Genomic DNA, 19,870 nt, shown 5'->3' with positions numbered 1-19,870 from the left:
ACCATCGTTGCCTACCCCGCCCGAACCGGGCTGTCTGTGATTCAGCCGGAGGCCGACTCAATCAACACCATATTGCTTTTTCAGCTCAGCCAGTCTTTTCCGGTCTCTCTCGTTAAAGTCTCTGGTGGAATAAAGCGCCTCCCCATCGGGCCCGTCCAGCTGTTCCACTATCACGGTAAAGACGGCATCTGCAGGGGCATCCACCTTGCCCCAGTCAGAAAATCGGTTCGGTCCCAGCGTCCAGGTAGCTTCCTCACCAGGCTCCAGGCCGCCGGAAATGCTGTAATTGAACTGGTCTTCATGCCAGGGTACGCTCCTATCAGGGCTGGCAATCGTGCCAGAGAAATAGGCACGGGAGATGGCCTGATCCGTGCCGTTTTTGACCGTTAGTTCAATGATCGGCTGCTCGCCAAGGTATTGCCTTTCCCGCATAGAGAAGCGGGAGCGAACCACCTGGAATTTGTTCAGCTGCTGTTTTGCCTGCTCAGCCCTTTCCCGCTTGGCAACGAGTTCGCGGATTTCAGCCAGCGCCTGCTCTTTCTCCCGAGCCTTGCGTTCGGCCTGGATTTTATCTGCCTGGGCCAGCACCTGCTCTGCCGTCTTGCCGTTCAGGGCTTCTCGCATTTTGCCTTCCATATCTCCCGCATCGGCGCCCCCATTGGCAAACAGGCTTTTCATGTCGATCTGACTAAAGGCGATCAACTGAACCGCCTGATCAAAGTCTGACCGCTTCACCTCAGGCAATGACTCCCGAACCTTGGCCACAGATTCTTTCATCTTGGCCTCACTGGAGGCATCAATGGTCGGATCAGAACAGCCTGTAACGGCCATGGCCGCCAGGACCAGCATCAACAGTGCATATACTTTCATTGTTTTCTCCTTCGCCCCTTTCCCTAAGTCAGATGCGGCATCCTGCCGCTTTCGTCTCGTCCATGATGACACGCAAAGGCTATTTACTTATTATTGTCATGTCGATACTGAATACATGAACACGTCGCCTTTTGACGCATATCGCGTTTTGGAGCATATCCATGGCACGGACTGCGGGCAAAAACGCAGCGGACTGGCCGCTGCGCTGGGATCTGTTATTGCGCTACAGGCTGATTGAGGTGATCGCCCTCTGGGAAGGACGGCTGACCACCAATCACCTGATGCGGGCCTTTGGTATCGGCCGGCAGCAGGCCAGCAAGGACATCAACACCTATCTGGCCGACTATGGACCTGGCAACTTGGAGTACGACCGCTTCCTCAAGGGCTACCGCCCCGCCGAGGGCTTCCGTCCAGTGTTCACCCGGGGCGTGGCGGACGAATACCTGCAGATGATGCATGCCCGGGAGGACCTGGCCTGCTCCTTGGAATCGTTAACGGTACGGGAGCTCAATACCGAGGTGCTGCTGCCGCCGGCCCGGGACCTGCGTCCCGAGGTGTTGCGCCCGGTACTGCAGGCTTGCCGGGAAAAGAAGCGAGTGGAGATCGAGTACGCGTCGCTGGCGAACCCGGAGCCCGAGTTCAGGGTGATCCAGCCGCACACCGTGGTGCATACCGGTTTCCGCTGGCATGTGCGGGCCTGGTGCGAGAAGAACGGGGACTTTCGGGACTTCGTGCTCAGCCGCATCAGCGATCGACCGGAGTTGGTTCTGCCGGCAGACCACGGCGCCGAGGACGATGCCGCCTGGTGTGCCCGGGTGGCGGTGCGCCTGACGCCGGATCCGCGCCTCAACGACGCCCAGCGCGCGTTGATCGCCAGAGACTACGGCATGGTCCGCCAGCAACTGAAGATTGAGACTCGGGGTGCCCTGGTCAGTTATCTGTTGCAACAACTCCGCGTGGATCTGCCGGCGGAACAGCGCTCGCCGCAGGCGCAGCAAATCGTGGTGGCTAACGCGAATGAAATTCAGATTTGGACAACAATGTCGGACTGAGAATTCTAAGCGCCCCCAAGACCTGGGCGTTCACGGAGCTGGGACACAAGCGACCGGGCTGGTAAGTCGCGATTAACGTGGTTGACCAGGAACGGCCGTGAATCTCCGGATGACACCAGGCGCCGTTAGTTCCTGATGCTCAGCTTGGTCCAGCTTCACCAGGGCGTAACGTGGCGGTGGATATCACTGATAACATCGTACCTGTTAACCACGTTAGCTGATGATCTCTTCCACGCTTGGACTCAGTTTGCTACGGCTCGGTACCGGTCCATGGCGCTCGCCGATGACCCTTCCGTCTCGGCTCAACAATAAGGCTTGCTCCTCTTTATGGAAAAACCAATAACGCTGTATTGCTCCCCAAATACCAAGCTCCCCGGCGGTGTCCCTAATGTGGGAGCGGATACGGCGCCGGGCGCGTAGCAGTTGATCATGTAGCGGAAGACGCCAGAAATCTCGCCCGAATCTTAGATAACGCTGAGATTCACAGGCCGCCAGGGCGAAGACCGGCTGAGACGTGCGCTGGAAGTCGGTGTCCACCCACACATAAGGCCGGAATGCCTTTTTTTCCTCGTCTTGTTCGGCGATTATAGCCGCCATGTGTTCGGTTAGCGCACGTTGATCAAGCCCCAACACAACACCCAGCGCTTTGAGAAACGCCTGATCACTATACTTGAAGTCGAAGTTGCCACTGCCCAAGCCCAGGTCCGGGTTCTCTACCACATTTTTCAAACGACGCCGGCTTTTCTGCGTGGGTGCACCATAACCCATCACTTTTAGCAAGTCGTCAGCTTGATATCGGGCGACTCGCCTGCATAGCTCAATCCCGATGCCCGAGCTCATGTGATCACTTCCTCCAAGGCACTAACCACTTCATTCAGCCCCGCGTCTGCGGTCGGATCGGCGCCGAAGCATTCGTCGAATGCACCGACCACCGCCGCTTTTAAGGAACGTCCGTGTTCAAGCCGGTCCGCTACAGCCATCGCAACCCCGTCATATTCTTCGAAACAATCATTTTCTTTACAACAGGTCCCCATTGGATCGATGTCAAAAAGCACCCGAGAGATGCGTTGCCAAATTTCTTGATCTTCCATAAGCCGCTCCCGCAATTAAAGGGTAGTCCTTACTCGACCCAACGCGTCTGTAGCTTCTCAAGATATGACGCCATTATCGTCATGGCAATACTGGCTACCTTAACATGTCGCTTTTTGCAACACACCCCGGGAAGAACCCCACCGACTAGCCAATAACGGAGATCTGCTAGCCCCTGCGGGTGAAGCTTCCAATGACGCGCCGACCAACAACGGGCGGCAGCAGATGTCGCAAGGTAAGAAATACCACCATGGCGGATTAGTCCTCCCTTCTAAATACCGCATAAACATGACCTTTCGGTCTGTTTATTGCTCAATCCCCATTAGATCATTTTCCAATCGTCTGATAGCTTTTCGCCACCATGGCCGGCCCGAGAGGCCACCTCTATCCCGATAGAGGCGATGCGCGGCAATCCCCCATGAAAAAGAACAACATACCGATCCAACGGAAGTTAGAGCTATGGACAGGCTAGTTAAACGCCCTCCCCACATCCACCCGTTCTTATACCTTTATAGATTGCACAGCCCTGCACTCTGGTTCTGTGTCATCCCGCACCTGGACTCGGAAGGCAAGCGAAAGCTCAGAAGGAAAGATTTTAGAGACCGGAAGCATGGCGGAAAAGACGCTGCTTTTGCCGCCGCGAAAGCCTGGCGGGACGAGCAACTTACGCTTCCAGAAGTCAAAGCTGCCATGGGTGACCAGCGCCCTCTGAAGCTGTTCACCGAGAAAACAGAGGCCAATCCATTCGGCCTGGTCGGAATCCGGCCGGTACAAAGAGGCAAATCCCAAGACTGGAACATCACGGTGACCGCGCAGCAGGGCCTGAAGAAGAGTTTTTCCATGCGGCGGTACGGGATATGGGGGGCGTATCAGCGCGCTGTTTATCAGAGATGCGAATGGATAGGCGTCGACAACCCGAATATTGACGACCTGAAGGTTCGCTTCAATCGTTGGCTCGACGAAAACCCGAACCTGCTAGATCTTTATGAGTTAGATTCAGAGTAAAAAACGGTCTTCGTGTCATGAGTAAAAAAAGGGTGGGCCAGAATGCGCCCACCAGATAAAGGTATACACCTAAGCAAGATCTATTCACATCGCTGAAAATCTCACTCCGTGAACACGCAAGGGCCTTAACGCACCGGGTGCATAAGCTGGACTACCGTCCGCCTGCGCCATGCGGATAGTGCCTTTGTCATCCAAAAGCCCGGCTTCCAGCATCTCTATCAGCTCGCTTTCCGTCACCTTTACCGTGTCGCGGGTGGTCGGTCCGGCATAGATCACATAGCGCCCATCTCGAAGTGAAACGGGGTGGCACTTCTTGCCTGAACGGTTTGCACCCTCGACGGATCGCAGCAACTTCTTCATGACTATCTCCTTTAAGACCTGATTATGATTCGTTGGACGAGTGGGTAGGCGTAAAACGTTTCTGCTTTAGCAGGTAGGTCAACGCATCTCTTGGTGATGCCACCGAGCGACTCATGCTTCTTGAACGGCTACCAACGCGGCCCTGATAACTGGTCCGCCGGAGCGTCAACTCTTCACCACGGGATGGAGAGGCGGCATTTCTCACGGTGATTTCACTAAGCCCCGCCAACAGCGCCACTTCGCGGATCGAAAGATCTTCTTCCGGCAGGCCGAGCACTGATAGCGAGTTCATCTCATCCAAATCCAGGTTGAATCCAGGCAGTGGAAAGATGGCCCCTCGCGGATGGTCTGGCAGTTCCATAGGATTGCCGGCGAGCCAGCAGTCCAGCTTCGCCCGGGCATAAAGGCCGCAGATGGTCTGTAGAAGGAGGGATTGGTGCTCGCCAGGACCACCGCTGAGCTCGATCAGGGGCTCGAGAACACCGACGAACTTGAGCGCATCGCTCAGCCAGTCGTCCATGTGCCACCCAGGGAAAAGCGAAGGTTTGTCATCACCTTGAGGAGGGAGCTCGCCGCCGAAGGCGTACGAATGAGCAGCCAGAAGTTGATCTCTCGAAGGCACGCTTTTAGTGAAGTAACCGGTCTCCTCCATGTGTTGAAAGCCAGCATCAACGGCGTTTACCAGATCGTCCGCCGTAAAGATGCCATCGACCTTGAACAACAATTCGTCAAACATTGGAATGCTTCCCGAGCAGTTAAGATACATTCACAATATATCTATCTTTGATACATTGCAAACATATCTTTTCGCCCAGGAGGTCCTCGTGTCGGCTGCTCCGCTCGGGCGGCTACTTTTTATACAGCTTCTGCGCGCGCCGAACCTCGTCAGCGACTTCTTCCCGAAGGCCTAGCGGCTCGACCACTTCTACGCTGGCGCCAAAGCCCAGGATCCACCAAACAAGCTCCTGCGTGTGTTCGAGGTGCGCCGTAAGAAGAGTGCCGTCATCAAGTTTCTGCAAGCTTTGGCTGGCATTAATCGGTGTCTCGTAAAGGTGATCGCCGGCCCGACCCTTGAAGTTCAGCACGACTTCAATGGTCTCCCCATACGGCAGATTCATCTGGCTATCCCGGAGATAACGATCCAGATCGAAATCCCCCGCTCTGTCGACCTCATCGTCGAGCACCCTGACTTTCCGGAGCCGCTGCAGCGCCAGGTGCCGGTAGTCCTCGTACTGCCAGAATCTGACCACCAGATAGCGTACCGCGCCGCGATCGACCAGCGCGTATGGGTGGACGCGCTGGGGTTCGGCGTTGTCCTTGTACCAGATGTCCATCTGCCGGTTGCGGTGGAGGGCGTCATAGACCTGATCCGCGATACCCGGCGCCACCTTGGCCGGCTGCAACGCAAAGCCACGGGGCACATAGGCGACTTTGTCCGACCAGTACCGTTTGCCAATGGGCCGGTGCTTCTCGAACCAGCTTCTGGCTTCGCGAAAGACCGGATCGAGCTTATCTAGCGCATCCTTCGCCATTAAAGGCTTCAGATAGCGGTGCACCAGGTCCCAGGTGGCCGCCATCTGTGCGTCCATGCCGGGGATAGAAAGATTGCGTTCGCTGTGGATCGACCAGCCGTAGGGCTGCGAGGCGTCATCACACCGCAGCATGGCGCCGAACTCGTGGGACGAGCTCAGTTCTTCAAGGTAACGCTCCACCGAGCGCTTGCTGATTTTGTGGCCATCGTTCGCCAGCTTTTCTTTGAGCTCCGCGCTGGTGGCCTTCCTCGGTGCTCGCGGCAACGCATGCAGCAAAGCCAGCATCCGGAAGGTCTTATTACTGATAGAGGCGCTAACCGACATACAACAAATCCCCAGAATTCCCATGTTTTTAGTATCTCGATCGCTGCGACAGATACTGTCGCCCCGCTATCCATACTCGGGTTATCGCGGTCGAACGATGTCGCCCCGCCAACAACGATCAGCGGACGGCAATTACACCAAAACGTAATGAACAGTAGAAGGCAAAGAGCGATGCTTTATGAATCCAAGCCTGGATCGCACCCCCACTGCGGCGAACCCAATTGGCCCACGCCCCCTGCGAAACGGACAACCAGCGTTAGGAAAGCAATGACAAAGGACTTGAAGCGACCCCATACCACAGAACAGGCCAGCGATGCCGTGGATTTGCGGGAGGAGCACGTACCGCGCCCACTGGCGGCGGTCTGGGGCGCTTTCCTCTACGAGGGGCTCATGGTCTCCTCGCGCAATCCAGAGCGACGTGAGCATGTGCTCCTGCGCTGGAAGGAGAGCCGAGCTGAGCTCATTACTCAAAGTTGCGGCTATTTGGATCGGCTCTGGTTGCTCAGTCGCGATCGCTTGCGGGAGGTGGCTTGGCCGGACCGGCCTTTCGAAGAGGAAGTGGTGACACAGTTCGGCGAACTGCTGGGTTACCACTTGATTCTGAACGACGGTGAGCTGCCGGACGAGAAAGAGGCCGATGCGGTGATCCGCTATTTGGTGGATCGTTTTTTCGAGGCGCGGGCTGAACCTGGCGATGGAGCTGATAAGTGATGTCAGCCCTTCCCAAGCAGCTCGAGCCAAGCCTTGCGTCGCTTAGCGGGAAGTTTGCGATAGGCCTTTAGCAGATCGGCTTCACCTTCATTGCGGGCGACCAAGGGCTGCTCGGCCAGCAATTCTCGGTCGGCATCCAGGCCGCAGATCAGATCGTCCAAAGAGACATCAAGAACAATCCTGAGCTTCGGCAACAACCGAAAGCCAGGCTTCTCGCGGCCGTTCTCCCATGCGGAGACGGACGCTTTAGTGACATTAAGTTCCTCGGCCAGCGCTTCCTGGGTCAAACCCAACCGCTGTCGAGCGGACTTGAGACGTTCCTGGAAACCTGACATGAGCGGGGCCTCGGTATCGATCAGCCCTCACAAAGTACGGCACGCCCGAACCTCTGTCGTACAGCTTATCTTGACTCTGAATGTGTGGTAAATCCATACTTTTAGAGTTTGGGGATTGTGACCCGCCGCTCATATCAGAGCATCCGAGAGCACTCCTAACCCAACCGGGGACTCCCGGCATGGGTTCGTGCGCCCGGGCTGAGCCCGGCCGGCGCATAACTGAAACCCGAAACGCAATAAAATAGGGAGCAAAAACAATGATTCGAAGGATCGGTTACGGCCTGCTTACGGGCCTGATTTTGAGCGGTTGTGGTGGCGGGAGCTCGGATTCGAGCGCTCCGGCGCCAGACGGCGGTTCCGGCACCTCAAACAACGCCCCGGTTGCTCAGGTCGGGGCCGATCAGAACGTCAAAGTCGGCGACACCGTCACGCTGGATGGCAGTGCCAGCCGGGACCCCGACGGCGATACCCTCAGCTACCATTGGGAAATAACCACGCTACCGGAAAGCAGCGCCGCCACGCTGACGGAAGTAAGTACTCCCAAACCCCGGTTCCCAGCGGACGCGTCGGGCCGCTATGTAGTCACCCTGGTCGTCAACGATGGCCAGGCCGATAGCGAAGCCGCCTCGGTTGAGGTGGTGGCTGCCGTCCAGAACAGTGCTCCGGTAGCGGACGCCGGGCCGGATCAGAATGTCGCCACGGGAACAACCGTCCAACTCGACGGCCGCGACAGCAGCGACGCAGATGGCGATACCTTGACCTACCAGTGGTCCTTCACCAACCGTCCCGCGAGCAGCACCGCAGACCTGCAGGAAGTGGACACCGTCCAGCCCTCCTTCACGCCGGATCAGGATGGCGAGTATCGCCTCGCCCTGGTGGTCAACGACGGCCTGGTCGATAGCAGCGCGGATGAGGTTGTCATTATGGCCACCACTGCCAACAGCGCTCCGGTCGCGGACGCGGGAGCGGATCAAAACGTCGTCGCAGGTGATACCGTCACCCTGGATGGCAGCAAGAGTAGCGACGCGGACGGCGACGCCCTCAGCTATCACTGGCGTTTCGTGTCACGCCCTGGTGGCAGCGCCGCCACGCTGGGTGATACCGAGACCGCTCGGCCCAGCTTCCAGGCGGACGCCGCCGGTGATTACGTAATTGAACTGATCGTCAACGACGGAGAAGCCGAAGGCACTCCAGATAACGTGACCGTTACCGCTGCGGAAGCAAACTCGGTGCCCGTCGCAGATGCCGGTGCCGATCAAGCCGTTGTTGCAGGTGATCGCGTCACGCTGGACGGTCAAGACAGCCAGGATGCAGATGGTGACCGGCTGACCTATCAGTGGCAGTTTGTGTCCACTCCCGATGGCAGCCTGGCATCCCTGGATGACGCGGACACCGTGGCGCCATCCTTCGAGGCGGATCTGCCCGGCAGCTACGTGATCAGCCTGGTGGTCAGCGATGGTGAGGATGAGAGCGAAGCAGTCCGGGTTACGGTCACTGCCACCGAGCGTAACGCTGCCCCCATCGCCAACCCTGGCGACGACCAGGAGGTGGTGGAAGGTGAGACCGTGCGACTGGACGGGTCCGCCAGCTCCGATGCGAACGGTGACGAGCTGTCTTACCAATGGCGCTTCGTCAGCCGGCCCGACGGCAGTTCCGCGTCCTTGAGCGATCCCAGCAGCGTGTCCCCGGAGTTTGTTGCGGATCAGCCCGGCACCTTCGTGCTGGAACTGGTCGTCAGCGATGGGGCGCTCGACAGTACCGCGCAGACAGCGACCATCACGGCCACCCGCGCTAACGTGAAGCCAGTGGCTGATGCCGGCGCCGATCAGGCGGTGGTAGAGGGGACAACCGTTACCCTGGATGGCAGTGCCAGCAGCGACGCGGACGGCGACACCCTCACCTATACCTGGCGTTTCGTATCCACGCCGAGTGGCAGCGCGGCCGGCCTCTCCGACACCGACGCCGTGGCCCCAACCTTCACCGCTGATATCGCTGGCAGCTACCTCGTAGCATTGGTCGTCAACGATGGCGAGAAGGACAGTGCGGAGGATCGCATCACCGTGACCGCAGCGGAAGCCAACGCGGCGCCAGTGGCCGATGCCGGCCGTGACCAAAATGCCATGACCGGCACGCTTGTCACTCTGGATGGCTCAAACAGCAGCGATGCGGACGGCGACACCCTGGTGTACCAATGGAGCTTTGTCTCTCGGCCATCCGGGAGCGCCGCGACACTGGTTGATGGGGCCTCTGCCACCCCTGCGTTCACCCCGGACCTGGACGGCACCTATGTGTTGGAACTGGCGGTCGACGACGGTGAGCTGGAAGGCACCGACCGGGTCCAGGTGACCTCGGAAACCGCCAATAGCGCTCCAGTTGCCGACGCCGGGGCGGATGCCACGGTCTACACCGGCAACCGCGTTGAGCTCGACGGCAGCGGCAGCTCCGACGCCGATGGCGACACCCTGACCTACGCCTGGTCACTGAGCAGCCTGCCCGCCGGCAGCGGGGTGTCATTACGCGATGCCGCCACGGCGCGCCCCTCCTTCACACCCGATGTGGCGGGAGACTACGTGGCCAAGCTGACCGTGAACGACGGAGAGGCCACCAGCGAGGAAGACACTGTCCGCATCACCGCTCTGGAACCGACCTTGGCCATGGAGCAATACGACGAAGGCGATGTGTTCAATCCTCCCTCCTGGAGAAACGTGGGCCTGCCTTACACCAGTAATAGCTCCATAGATCGGGCCTGTACCGGCACTTGCGGCACCATCGAGCTGGCCCGGTTCCGACTGGAAGCCCAAGGCCAGAGCTATAGCCTCAGAAATGTCCAGGTGACAAGAGTCGACGGCGGGCCTTTACCGGCCGGCCTGAACGCTCGCTTCTCCGGAATCAGCAGCGGGCAAACCATCGAGGCCGACGAGACGTTGTCGTTCAGCCTGCTGGTGGAGCACGTTGACGCGTCCGTGCAGGTCGAGTTCGCCTTCCTGGTGGATGAGACCGGCGACGCTTTCAGTAGCCGTTACACTCTTAATTTACGCTAGCAGTGACAGGCCTCATGCCACTGGCATGGGGCCTTAACCACTACGTACTGACCTCTATTTGATAACGGTGGACACCAGAGCTATATTTTTCGGTCTTCAAAAGAAGCCAATAATAATTCAGTGAGTACTCAACAGGGGGATAAATCGTGCTCGATAAAGCCAAAAAAGGCCTAACTGCTGCCCAACGGGCCGCTGGCCAAGTCTACGATGAAGCAAAGGACCGCGCGGAAGGCGCCTATGAGATCGGTAGGAACTCTGTAGAAGGAGTCTATGACGGTGTTCGTGACAAGGTCGCAGAGGAACCGGCGAAGACCCTCACCTCATGGTGTTCTTGGTGCGGCACACATGGCGATCATGTTTTAAGCGTTAAACGCACCGTGGGCCGCTCTACATACGTCTGCCAGAACTGCGAGCTGAGCACCCTACCCTGCCGGTTCTGCGATAACATGGCCAAAGCTGTCTCAAAGGCAGAAGATTCAGAACCGTCCGAAAATAAGAAAAGCAGGATAGCCAAGCTCCTTAAAGATAACTGGAACCACGAGCTTTGCGCAGAACATGACGGCAGCATACCGAACTTCGAGCGCGCCCACGATAAAATCAAAGAACTCGGTGAGTTCAGGCGATTGATGGAACCCAAATCGCGCAACCTCTACGGACTCGCCAAGAACGCCAGCATGATCGTCGGTGGCGTGGCGGCTGTCGGCACCGGCGCTGTCTTCGTGGCTCCCGGTATAGCAGCAGCTCTGGGATCCGCCGGCATTCTGGGTGCCGCCAGTACAGGAACGGCGATTTCAAGCCTGAGTGGCGCAGCACTCACCAGCGCTTCATTGTCCGCCATCGGACCAGTGGGATTTAGTATTATCACAGCCACCGGGGCAGGGTTGGGAGGACGTGCCGGTTTCGGCATCGCCAACTCCTACCTTAAGGACATTCCGGACTACGGCTTCTTTTACCGGCGCGCTCCAGTGAAAGACAGCGGCCATCGGATAGTCGTTGTAAACGGCTTTATGACGGAGAACGACAAGGACGGCCACGACTGGTGCGAAGGCCTGGAAGGTTATTCCGAGGACAGTGGGCTTTGGTATTTGTCCTGGGAATCCAAAACACTGCTTAAGCTAGGCAAGGCCTTCTCAGGCACTGGAGGGCACTGGCTGTCAAGGTCTATGGCCGCCAAAGCAGCCGGCTTTGCGTCAAAACAAACTGCCAAGAACGTGTCCTTGGTTGGCCACGCTCTCACGGCCAGCGAAATTGCCAGCAATCCTTGGCACTCGGCAATGCTAAACGCCGAAAAGGCCGGCACTTTGCTGGCCGAAGCCATCAGCCGTACGGAAGGGCAGACGTTCACACTCATGGGGCACTCGCTGGGTGCCCGCGTGGTTTTCTTTGCGCTGCTGGCCCTGGCCACCAAAGATCCCGAGAAACGCTTTGTTGATAAAGCCATTCTCATGGGCGGTGCGGTTGGGCGAACTGATGTGGAATCCTGGGATTCGGCTGCGTCTGCGGTCTCAGAAGGGATTTATAACTGCTACTCCAGCAAGGACCAGATACTTCGGCGTCTCTATCAATCGACGACCGTAGGCCTATCGAAGCCCGCTGGGCTCGGCCTCGCATCCTGCTCGTATGATTCTGTCCGGAATATCGATTTTTCCGATCTCATTGATGGGCACAATGCTTGGAAGCCCAACCTGAAAGAAGTGCTCGCTCGGTTGCAGGTGAACTAAATTCACTCGTACATGCGGGCAAACCGCTTTGCCATGTCGTAGCCGGCCCCGGCTGAACGGGGCCGGTCAACGATCAAATCACGGGCGGGATCTGACCGATAAAGAAGATGCCGCCGGTCCGATCCGCAGTGGGCGCCACAGCAATCAAATCCCCATCCTGCGCAATCGCGATGCCCTGCAGTGTCTCTCCATCATAGGTACAGGTACCACCGTCAAACGTTACGTTCAGGTTATAGACGTCGCCACTTTCTCGGGCGGCCACTGTGCCGTTGAACGTGCATCCGAAGTCGTCCACGCCTGAGAAGTTGCCCTGAGCATCGATATCAACCTCAGCATCGCCCTGGCCGCCCGGGTTCAGGGCCGTACCCTCATAGGTGCCAGCATCCTCGGTCAGGTCCGGAGTCTGCTCGTAACTGTCTTCATAGGCCAAGCTGAACCCGACCTCGTCCCCGCTTCCGTCCTCCACGACTTCACCGGTAAGGTTCTGCTTGCGCGTAAAGGTCGCATCCAGGCTGCCTTCATAGACTTGGCCATCCACGAAGTTGAAGTCACGGGCGTTTGAGGAAGTGAAGCGGTCGCCGCGCGCGGTGCCCCGGCCTTGAACAACCCCTTCAAGCTTATAGATGCCGCCACTGTCCTCGCCGTACAGGACATAGTAATCACCATTATCCAGCACCACGCCGATCAGTTGCGCGCCAAGGTCGCTGGTCCCCGCGTAAAAGCCTTCTGGCGCCGGGTCGCTCGTGTCGGGCAGCATGCCGTTCGAATCGCTACTGTCGCCACCACAGGCCGCCAGCCCCACAACCAGAGGCACGGCCCAGAGCATTTTGCCGAGTGCATTAAACACCTTCATTGCGTTCTCCTTTTTATGGTTATCAACTTCCATTACCGCCTCTCCGGCGGCGTTTATCAGGCCTCCACCCAGGTGAACCTCTCCGGGCTCAACGGGTGGCGGCCATCCCACCGATACGCCGCCAACCGGCCCCCTTGCCGGGCGGCGACGCTGTAATCAAGGCAAGCCACGTCCGCCGTGAGCGGGCGCGGCTCGCCACGCAACCAATAATGACCAATGAAAACCGGCTTCTCGCCGTCATAACCAGGCAGCAGCCCATCGGCGACGGGCGTATCCGGGACGCTGGCCAGGGTGGCCTCGGGAACCAGAGCCAGATCTCGATAGCTGGCAGGTGAGTCTTGCCACCAACGCGTGCGGATCTCACGGCGCGGGTGGCCGTCCTTGTCATGGAAAGCCGCGCCGTCCGGCAATGCCGCCTCCAGGCCTTTGAGAACGGTTTCCACCGCCTCGAACAGAGGCTCGCCCTTGGTGGCAGCGGCGACCCAAGCGTTGTCGCGCAACCGGCCGCCACGATCCAAATAGGGCCTGAGGCGCCCGAGCTGCTCCGGGTGCCAACAGGCGTGGACGGCGCGCAGTTCAGGGAGCTCCAGATAGAGCGGCAGGGTACGGAACCAGTCCAGCATCTCGTGGTGGAGGCGGGAGTCCTCTTCCACCTGGTCCAGAAATGCCCTGTGTTGGTGTCGGTTCTTGGCGGAATGCGGGCGCAGGTAGGCGCCGGCTTGGTGTGGGTCAGGCGTAGCCCAAGCCACGGCATTGAATTCGTGATTACCCATGATCGCCAGCGCCTCGCCGGCATCCACCATGGCGCGCACGATACGCACCACCTCCACCTGCTCCGGCCCCCGATCGATGTAATCGCCCAGGAAAAGTGCGCGGCGGGAAGAGTGGCGCCACACGCCGGCGGACTCCACATAGCCCAGCCGATCCAGCAGCCGCTTCAACGGCCCTGCGTGACCGTGGATATCCCCAATAATGTCGTACACGACTTCCCCCAAAATGACGTCCTGTCCGGGGCAGAGCTTAGGCGGTTGGCGGTGGAGGGTGAAGACTGAACGGACGAACAGGTCGCGAATCGGCGCAGAAGGCAGGTTAGTCACTGCTTTTGTGACTATCCCGCTCCTCTATCCTGGCCGCCATCCAGTGGTCGACCTCGTCTGACACCCAGGCAACAGCGCGCCCACCCAAAGAAACGGATCTTGGGAATTGGCCGAGCGCCATTCGATTGTAAATAGAGGACCGGCAAAGCCCGGTTATAGCAATCACTTCCGATAGACGCATGAATCGCATTCGATGCCTCTCCATAATCGGGGCACAGGGCCAGCCAGACAATCAGCGAAGAAACCGGAAAACCACGGTACCTGTTTAAGAAAACCTGCTATTTCCGCTACGTGTAGCGGAATAGCGGCATTTTACTCTATCCCTTTATCTGACCGCACCAATATCGGCCCATGCCCGACGGCAGGTCAGGCCTTTTACCAGTGCCCAGCCCGCTGCGTAAGAACGTACACCGGATCCCCATAGTATAGAGAGGGGAAACCAGCATTCATGGGGCTCTCAGAACCACACAGGCCCATCGAAAGCCAGGACCTATCTATTCTTTAACTTTGATTAATATAAATGATGGCCGCTCTACCCCGCTTATCTGTAAAAGCCCCCCCCTCCTCAATGGCCTGTTCTGACTACCCAGCGATCTCACCAAACCATCGGAATCTGGAGACAGGTATGTGCGAACAGCACCACATATCGCCTGAAGCGCAGCGCCAACTTGATGCTCTGAGCCACTTCCATCTAACCCGAGACAAGGGTCTGGACGTCTACAACCCAAACGACAACGCGGACACCACCTACCTCGTGAATCCACCGCATTCGGCGGAGGCGCTGCGGGACGTTACCAAACTGCTTGACGAAATACTCCACAAGAAGCGACTGGTTATCAGCCGACGCCAGGAAACCGGCCAGGGGTTGATAAAGCGCATCCGCAACGAGAAGACGCGGCTGGTGGAGTCCTGCGCGTTGCTAACCAGGGACTACTTTGCAGGCTATGAGATTGATCGCGATATTGACGTTCTACTTGGAGTAAACGAGAGGATGGGTGTTGGCGCACTGGCAGGGCTCCCTTTACACACCAACATAGATGGGAAGACGGTACATGAGCACTACCTTGAGTACCTGCGACAGATCAGGCAGCGGCTTATCACGCCCGAGATGCGAAGGTACAGAAGCAACCTCAGGATCAGGAGACAGAGGCGCGTTGAAGCTATCGACGCGGCTGTGAAGGACGCTCTCTCTTTATGCAAACGAGCACGCCTGATACGTGTCGACGGCAACTATCTTCAATCAGTCAGGCCCACGGTCACTCCCGACCGCATCTCATCGGACCTAGACCGAATGGTGAGAAGCATGCGCCACAATAAGCGTCATTTCGGCGGGCTGGTGCTGGCGGTCCTGAAGATCGAATATGGGCCAGAGAAGGGATACCACTGGCACGGCTATTTCATCTATGACGGCGACCTGGTGCACAAGGATATGCTCAAAGGGAAATACATCCTTAACTACTGGATCAAGGTGGTCACTAAGGGGGGCGGCAGCGGCTTCAACGTGAACAGCGCCAGTGCTCGGCGTCAGCTCGCTAGCAGGCTGGGGATACATGAGGACCACTTGGCTATAGGGTCGTTCCGGCCGGGCGATCCTTTACAACATGCGAATCTAAATACGCTTGTCAACTATCTCGGAAAAGAGCAGCAAAGCATAAGGGTCACTCAGGACACGAGAATCCGCTCACTGCGAATCGTTCGAGGGCCGAGATATAGAGGTATCCGCACGAATACCGGGATTGACCAGGACGCCCTGTCGCGCAGGGCGCCCTAAGATGCCTATCAAACGTAGGCGGCAGCAGGGGCAAGCCAAATCATTTCTTTCCTAGTGTGTGGGCAAAGGTATATCGATATCTGACCGTCGAGCCTCAACCTCTCCAGCGCGATATAGAACCTACGGTCTTTCCTGAGACTGTTAGGACAGATTTGACGCGCCGTATTCTTAGGCAAATGCCATTGGTTCATAGAGCGATACTTATCGAAAAATTGATTGAGAACATAGGCGTCCGACTCCTCCTGGGGAGGCTTCGAAAAGATCTTAACGTAATCATGCGAACAGTCTCGGCAAACCTCCATTGCTACTCTCAATGTGTCAACAGATATACCTCCATCAAAACCTTCGAAGAGGTGGAGGAGCGCTGCCAGTCTAGCGATCATCTCCGCCAGCTTAGAGCCATGGTCCTGCACCTGCTCGTAAAATCCTCCAGGAGACAGCTGGCCCTCGATCTCATCAGCTGTTTTCACCCACAAATCGGCTGCTTCAGGGGTAAACTCCAGAACTTTACGTTGGAAGCCTGGCTGCTTCCAAGCAGCATGAAGCTGGTCGATCAATTCAATCATCCTCTTATTGTACTTAGCGATGTGATCAGTTGCGTGGGATCGCCCATTCGAGAAGCGCTGCCCCATGGTCGATTTGTCATAGCAGATCAGAAAGCGGGACCAGTGACCGGACCCATATATTTTTTCCCATTTCTTTCCGGTGGCACCTTCAAAAAACACAGGCTGAATCATCACTGACATCGTCAGCCTTGCGTTTTTAATTCTAAGGGACGGCTTATTGACGCGGGTTATCATGACAGAATCTCCACTGTGCAACGCATTCATGTGAGGAACACTGTCGTAAGTTCGCCCTTCGGTCATGACCGACCCTTCACTTGTAACCAGTCCTCCCACACCGGTTTCATGAATGCCGGACAACATAGCCATCGGCGTAACGTCTTCATAAATTAGTATAAGCTTACGGGGCCGTACAGGCCGGGCCGCTATATGACTCTCTAGTTCGTTTTTAGCGGATGCATGACCAGACCGCATCGCCCTCTCGAGTTTCCTTTGCTTCGATTTCCATTCTGAGAGGTTGGCCTCGTACTCATTAAGGTCCTCAGCGAAGAGGTCCTCCACAATGTCATCGTTTCTCCGTATAGTCTCGAAGAAGCAGCGCTGTACTGCCGACTTCCTCTCGCCTGATCCAGCGATCGTCAACGTAGCAAGCGATACAGGACCGACGACCTGGTGCGGCGTCTTTACATCTACGAGGTACTGGCCGACGGTCGAGATCGCGCCAAACGCCGCGATCTCGACCATCCGTCGTGGTGCTTGGAAGAGCAGAGTCGCCTCGTGAATGGCTTCGCCAAGCAGCGGGAGACGATGGATGATAAAGTGCGCGCGGTCATGCGGAATTAGATCGTCGCTCACGACAGCACCTCCTTGCCTGCCTGGGCATTCACCCAGCGTACGACATCAGCCTCATACCACCCGCGAGCTCGGCAACGGCCTGAGTTACCGATCTTAAATCCCTTGGGGAAAGTCTCATCGTAGTATGGAGAGCCAGGGTCAAGACGTGCGTAAATCGAGGACTTCGACAAGCCCACCATTCGGCATAGGGCCTGCATCCTGATGACATGGTTTTGGTGCTTTACTGGTTCGATCACAGTGATCTCCTAATCTTTATATTGGAGATCAGACGGTATCGGCGAAGCCGCCTCCAAAAAGAGGGAAAAGGGGGAAAATACTGCAATCCCGGATTTTTATTCCTTTACAATCAACAGGTTATGCGTCAATCATTTAAACATCTCTTTTGGGATAAGGATGTCATACAACGCGTCCGACGCTTCCTCTGCGTCTATCTTATAAAATTTGAGTAGCTCATCCATCTTCGTCTTCATGTCCATGCGGCACAGCTGCTCCTGTTTTCTTATTTCTAATAGCTGCCTAACTATTTCGAGAATAGACCGAAGATGCGTGCTTAATATGCAATTATCTTGGTCATGTTTCTTTTTATAAAGAGATCTGGATGAGTCCACACTTCTTCGAACCAGGGGCGACAAGACATCGGCCTTTTTACGCCCTATGACGCCGTCCTTTTTTAAAAGAGTCTTAAGCCGACCGGCATTACACTCCGATTTCACTTCAGTTTCTTGCCAGGAAAAACGTGCTGCGGCGACCACATGAGCTAATTTATAAAAGGCAGATAAATCAATGCTGGAGTCAACCTGCTGTCGAATTAAATTATCTGCATATTTTCCAGCTTCCAACCATTTTTGCTGCTCTTCTTGATCCGACGGCGCCACTACCGAGAAGTCTCTATCGTCGAGCAGAACTTTAACTTTTTTCTCAAAATCCCGTATTACTTTTCCTTCTTCGTCTTCTCTTTCTTTATATATTCTTTCTAAAACCTCAATCCCATCGACGAATAGGATGTGCAAATCATCTAAGTGGACGTCCGTTGCTGCAGGTTTTTCGTACCCCTGCTCTGGATAAAATTTGGGGTAGCGCAGCGGGCTCGCAGGACTCTTCGGTGGAAAGAAGCTGCTGTCGGCCTCTTGTATGCAGATGGGCTGATCGTATCCCCCTAGCCAAACCTCCTGCCGATGGAAGGGCACATAATCGCTAGTAGTCGCGCCCTCCTTTTCAGGCGCGGCAATGCTACCCGCGCTACCACCGGCAAACCACGCTTTTGTCTCGACTACTCGCAGCTTCGGCATGACCCGTGTGGCCGTTCGGATCGGCAAACGGCAGTTCCAACTTATAGAAACCAAACCGCCTTCAAATAACTTCATTTTCTCGACGTCACGCTCTGCGTGAGGAGATACTTTATGATTCGTATATTCAGACGCCTCACCTTTATCTCGTATAAAGATCTTTTCAGGTGAAACAGGGGCCGGATATTCAGAGAGGTAATTTTTATCAATCGCATAGACTCTATGAGGGTTGCCCTCTGATGCAGCTAGGCCACCAGAAAAGAATCGTATAGTCGCACGCGATTCCGCAGCGAGTTTTATCAGGCTCACTTTGGGCAAGGAAAGAGCATAGATATCCGGTTGATGATGGTTTGTTACCCCACCTAGTAAAGGGATGTTATAGGGCTCAGAGTTGACGGTGTGGTTTTTTAATATAGTGAATGCCGTACGAGGTACGATACGCCGAAACACATCCAACTCGACCTCGCCTTTAGCTATGAGTTTCACTAGTGATGACAAGCTGCACCCAATGGCGCTAGCCAAATAAGCGAGTGGAACTAAAGCATAATTGCGAGTCATGTTACGGCCCCCACCGCTGTTGGATTAGTGAACGATTAAGGCTAGCATACCGGCACTGCACGCATGCGTCTGCAAGGCCTGGCCAGTGGAACCAAGCCGGCCTTCTTGGCATTGAACCAATGCGGATGTTTGACCCACTTTCTTTATGGGTACGGATGCGGGTATAAAAAGAATCACCTATTAATTAGCCCTTTGGATTCAAAGACTTAGACATAGCGTTCAAGTCCTGCTGGGCCCACCATTCTTCCCTTGTAAATCAAGACTTGAAGGTCCGTCTCTTCAGTATGTCTATTCATGGGCCACATCTACGTCAGTATCGGAGTTTCAGGCTCAGTAACGGTATTGCTAAGAGCGGCTGTATCTACGATAGACCTTGAGATATGCCCTGATTAAGCTACAGCCAGCTTACCTGCCAAAGTGTTTCTACATTAAAGGCAAGCTTCTTGGCGTAAAAGCATCAAGTGCAAGATGCGATATGTAAGCAATCGAACCGGCAACAAGGGCCGCCCTCATCGCCCTCTCAGGCCATGAATCTGGCCGCCATTGGTAGGCTTTATAGCCGCCATAAGCCACAAACCCTCCCATCGCCATACTGTGGAAAAAACGGCGATGAAGAGGATTGTTTGCAGGCTCCAAAATATCTGGCAAACGTCCCATGCAGTACGCGGCAAACGTTGAAATCGAGATCTCGGCCAAGTCATTACGGTCAGTATCGGCTGAAAGAGCAACAAGGCAGCTAATAGCCGCCGCTGCCTTGTGCTCTGGTCCATTAGCCATTACTTCTCCTTTCTTACGCCCTTGAAGGGGTTCATGTCCGCTTTCTGATCCATAAATCGGCCAGTGGTCG

General features: G+C 56.2%; 20 protein-coding genes. 6 read left to right on the top strand and 14 right to left on the bottom strand.

Translation table 11 applies throughout. The features are described 5' to 3' along the window. Positions 1-57: 57 nt before the first annotated feature. Positions 58-870, bottom strand: coding sequence for a DUF6694 family lipoprotein (locus ISO4_RS06435; protein ID WP_194855576.1), 813 nt, complete (start codon positions 868-870; stop codon positions 58-60). A 161-nt stretch (positions 871-1,031) separates the two neighbouring features. On the opposite strand from ISO4_RS06435, the gene ISO4_RS06430 reads away from it, so the two are divergent. Then, positions 1,032-1,922, top strand: coding sequence for a helix-turn-helix transcriptional regulator (locus ISO4_RS06430; protein WP_194855575.1), 891 nt, complete (start codon positions 1,032-1,034; stop codon positions 1,920-1,922). 213 nt (positions 1,923-2,135) lie between these two features. Here the strand turns inward: ISO4_RS06430 and ISO4_RS06425 are convergent, their stop codons facing one another. Next, on the bottom strand, positions 2,136-2,762 hold the full coding sequence (locus tag ISO4_RS06425; protein ID WP_194855574.1) for a hypothetical protein: 627 nt from the start codon (positions 2,760-2,762) through the stop codon (positions 2,136-2,138). After that, entirely contained in the window at positions 2,759-3,013 is a 255-nt protein-coding gene (locus ISO4_RS06420) for a hypothetical protein (protein ID WP_194855573.1), read from the bottom strand. The genes ISO4_RS06425 and ISO4_RS06420 overlap by 4 nt, the downstream gene beginning before the upstream one ends. Positions 3,014-3,470: 457 nt before the next feature. Between ISO4_RS06420 and ISO4_RS06415 the strand changes: the two genes are divergently transcribed. Continuing rightward, positions 3,471-4,016 (top strand): hypothetical protein, encoded by a 546-nt coding sequence (locus ISO4_RS06415; protein ID WP_194855572.1) that lies wholly within the window; start codon positions 3,471-3,473, stop codon positions 4,014-4,016. An 84-nt stretch (positions 4,017-4,100) separates the two neighbouring features. On the opposite strand, the gene ISO4_RS06410 is transcribed toward ISO4_RS06415, so the two are convergent. The 3 genes from ISO4_RS06410 to ISO4_RS06400 form a co-directional block, all read right to left on the bottom strand. Then, positions 4,101-4,376 carry a hypothetical protein gene (locus tag ISO4_RS06410; protein ID WP_194855571.1) on the bottom strand — a complete coding sequence of 92 codons (276 nt, stop codon included), beginning with the start codon at positions 4,374-4,376 and terminating at the stop codon, positions 4,101-4,103. A 22-nt stretch (positions 4,377-4,398) separates the two neighbouring features. After that, positions 4,399-5,112, bottom strand: coding sequence for a hypothetical protein (locus ISO4_RS06405; protein ID WP_194855570.1), 714 nt, complete (start codon positions 5,110-5,112; stop codon positions 4,399-4,401). A 112-nt stretch (positions 5,113-5,224) separates the two neighbouring features. After that, on the bottom strand, positions 5,225-6,232 hold the full coding sequence (locus ISO4_RS06400) for a helix-turn-helix transcriptional regulator (protein WP_194855569.1): 1,008 nt from the start codon (positions 6,230-6,232) through the stop codon (positions 5,225-5,227). Positions 6,233-6,499: 267 nt separating this feature from the next. On the opposite strand from ISO4_RS06400, the gene ISO4_RS06395 reads away from it, so the two are divergent. Continuing rightward, on the top strand, positions 6,500-6,943 hold the full coding sequence (locus ISO4_RS06395) for a hypothetical protein (RefSeq protein WP_194855568.1): 444 nt from the start codon (positions 6,500-6,502) through the stop codon (positions 6,941-6,943). A 2-nt stretch (positions 6,944-6,945) separates the two neighbouring features. Here ISO4_RS06395 and ISO4_RS06390 read toward each other — a convergent pair whose 3' ends face one another. Continuing rightward, complete coding sequence (locus ISO4_RS06390) at positions 6,946-7,278, bottom strand: helix-turn-helix domain-containing protein (protein ID WP_194855567.1); 333 nt, start codon at positions 7,276-7,278, stop codon at positions 6,946-6,948. Positions 7,279-7,535: 257 nt separating this feature from the next. On the opposite strand from ISO4_RS06390, the gene ISO4_RS06385 reads away from it, so the two are divergent. Next, a complete protein-coding gene (locus ISO4_RS06385; protein ID WP_194855566.1) occupies positions 7,536-10,319 on the top strand; it encodes a PKD domain-containing protein in 2,784 nt (927 codons plus the stop codon). Between the two features lie 146 nt (positions 10,320-10,465). Then, complete coding sequence (locus tag ISO4_RS06380) at positions 10,466-12,040, top strand: DUF726 domain-containing protein (protein ID WP_194855565.1); 1,575 nt, start codon at positions 10,466-10,468, stop codon at positions 12,038-12,040. Positions 12,041-12,113: 73 nt separating this feature from the next. On the opposite strand, the gene ISO4_RS06375 is transcribed toward ISO4_RS06380, so the two are convergent. The 3 genes from ISO4_RS06375 to ISO4_RS06365 form a co-directional block, all read right to left on the bottom strand. Next, on the bottom strand, positions 12,114-12,926 hold the full coding sequence (locus tag ISO4_RS06375) for a hypothetical protein (RefSeq protein ID WP_194855564.1): 813 nt from the start codon (positions 12,924-12,926) through the stop codon (positions 12,114-12,116). 23 nt (positions 12,927-12,949) lie between these two features. Then, positions 12,950-13,876, bottom strand: coding sequence for a metallophosphoesterase (locus tag ISO4_RS06370; RefSeq protein WP_194855563.1), 927 nt, complete (start codon positions 13,874-13,876; stop codon positions 12,950-12,952). A 106-nt stretch (positions 13,877-13,982) separates the two neighbouring features. After that, on the bottom strand, positions 13,983-14,171 hold the full coding sequence (locus ISO4_RS06365; RefSeq protein WP_228547964.1) for a helix-turn-helix transcriptional regulator: 189 nt from the start codon (positions 14,169-14,171) through the stop codon (positions 13,983-13,985). Positions 14,172-14,615: 444 nt separating this feature from the next. On the opposite strand from ISO4_RS06365, the gene ISO4_RS06360 reads away from it, so the two are divergent. Further along, complete coding sequence (locus tag ISO4_RS06360) at positions 14,616-15,761, top strand: hypothetical protein (protein ID WP_194855561.1); 1,146 nt, start codon at positions 14,616-14,618, stop codon at positions 15,759-15,761. A gap of 8 nt (positions 15,762-15,769) precedes the next feature. Here the strand turns inward: ISO4_RS06360 and ISO4_RS06355 are convergent, their stop codons facing one another. The 4 genes from ISO4_RS06355 to ISO4_RS06340 form a co-directional block, all read right to left on the bottom strand. After that, entirely contained in the window at positions 15,770-17,179 is a 1,410-nt protein-coding gene (locus ISO4_RS06355) for a YfjI family protein (protein WP_194855560.1), read from the bottom strand. Further along, positions 17,176-17,376: a helix-turn-helix transcriptional regulator gene (locus tag ISO4_RS17285; protein ID WP_194855604.1), complete on the bottom strand. Its 201-nt coding sequence runs from the start codon at positions 17,374-17,376 to the stop codon at positions 17,176-17,178. The genes ISO4_RS06355 and ISO4_RS17285 overlap by 4 nt, the downstream gene beginning before the upstream one ends. A gap of 168 nt (positions 17,377-17,544) precedes the next feature. Further along, positions 17,545-19,023, bottom strand: coding sequence for a hypothetical protein (locus ISO4_RS06345; protein WP_194855559.1), 1,479 nt, complete (start codon positions 19,021-19,023; stop codon positions 17,545-17,547). 423 nt (positions 19,024-19,446) lie between these two features. Further along, positions 19,447-19,800 carry a metal-dependent hydrolase gene (locus tag ISO4_RS06340; protein WP_194855558.1) on the bottom strand — a complete coding sequence of 118 codons (354 nt, stop codon included), beginning with the start codon at positions 19,798-19,800 and terminating at the stop codon, positions 19,447-19,449. Positions 19,801-19,870: the final 70 nt, after the last annotated feature.

Source organism: Alloalcanivorax venustensis ISO4 (assembly GCF_015356855.1).
GTDB classification, from domain to species: domain Bacteria; phylum Pseudomonadota; class Gammaproteobacteria; order Pseudomonadales; family Alcanivoracaceae; genus Alloalcanivorax; species Alloalcanivorax venustensis.
This window is presented reverse-complemented; position numbering and strand designations above follow the sequence as displayed.

Excerpts from the sequence above, each read along its gene's own strand:
- ISO4_RS06435 (WP_194855576.1), bottom strand. The coding sequence starts at position 870 with ATGAAAGTATATGCACTGTTGATGCTGGTCCTGGCGGCCATGGCCGTT.
- ISO4_RS06430 (WP_194855575.1), top strand. The coding sequence starts at position 1,032 with ATGGCACGGACTGCGGGCAAAAACGCAGCGGACTGGCCGCTGCGCTGG.
- ISO4_RS06425 (WP_194855574.1), bottom strand. The coding sequence starts at position 2,762 with ATGAGCTCGGGCATCGGGATTGAGCTATGCAGGCGAGTCGCCCGATAT.
- ISO4_RS06420 (WP_194855573.1), bottom strand. The coding sequence starts at position 3,013 with ATGGAAGATCAAGAAATTTGGCAACGCATCTCTCGGGTGCTTTTTGAC.
- ISO4_RS06415 (WP_194855572.1), top strand. The coding sequence starts at position 3,471 with ATGGACAGGCTAGTTAAACGCCCTCCCCACATCCACCCGTTCTTATAC.
- ISO4_RS06410 (WP_194855571.1), bottom strand. The coding sequence starts at position 4,376 with ATGAAGAAGTTGCTGCGATCCGTCGAGGGTGCAAACCGTTCAGGCAAG.
- ISO4_RS06405 (WP_194855570.1), bottom strand. The coding sequence starts at position 5,112 with ATGTTTGACGAATTGTTGTTCAAGGTCGATGGCATCTTTACGGCGGAC.
- ISO4_RS06400 (WP_194855569.1), bottom strand. The coding sequence starts at position 6,232 with ATGTCGGTTAGCGCCTCTATCAGTAATAAGACCTTCCGGATGCTGGCT.
- ISO4_RS06395 (WP_194855568.1), top strand. The coding sequence starts at position 6,500 with ATGACAAAGGACTTGAAGCGACCCCATACCACAGAACAGGCCAGCGAT.
- ISO4_RS06390 (WP_194855567.1), bottom strand. The coding sequence starts at position 7,278 with ATGTCAGGTTTCCAGGAACGTCTCAAGTCCGCTCGACAGCGGTTGGGT.
- ISO4_RS06385 (WP_194855566.1), top strand. The coding sequence starts at position 7,536 with ATGATTCGAAGGATCGGTTACGGCCTGCTTACGGGCCTGATTTTGAGC.
- ISO4_RS06375 (WP_194855564.1), bottom strand. The coding sequence starts at position 12,926 with ATGGAAGTTGATAACCATAAAAAGGAGAACGCAATGAAGGTGTTTAAT.
- ISO4_RS06365 (WP_228547964.1), bottom strand. The coding sequence starts at position 14,171 with ATGCGTCTATCGGAAGTGATTGCTATAACCGGGCTTTGCCGGTCCTCT.
- ISO4_RS06360 (WP_194855561.1), top strand. The coding sequence starts at position 14,616 with ATGTGCGAACAGCACCACATATCGCCTGAAGCGCAGCGCCAACTTGAT.
- ISO4_RS17285 (WP_194855604.1), bottom strand. The coding sequence starts at position 17,376 with ATGCAGGCCCTATGCCGAATGGTGGGCTTGTCGAAGTCCTCGATTTAC.
- ISO4_RS06345 (WP_194855559.1), bottom strand. The coding sequence starts at position 19,023 with ATGACTCGCAATTATGCTTTAGTTCCACTCGCTTATTTGGCTAGCGCC.
- ISO4_RS06340 (WP_194855558.1), bottom strand. The coding sequence starts at position 19,800 with ATGGCTAATGGACCAGAGCACAAGGCAGCGGCGGCTATTAGCTGCCTT.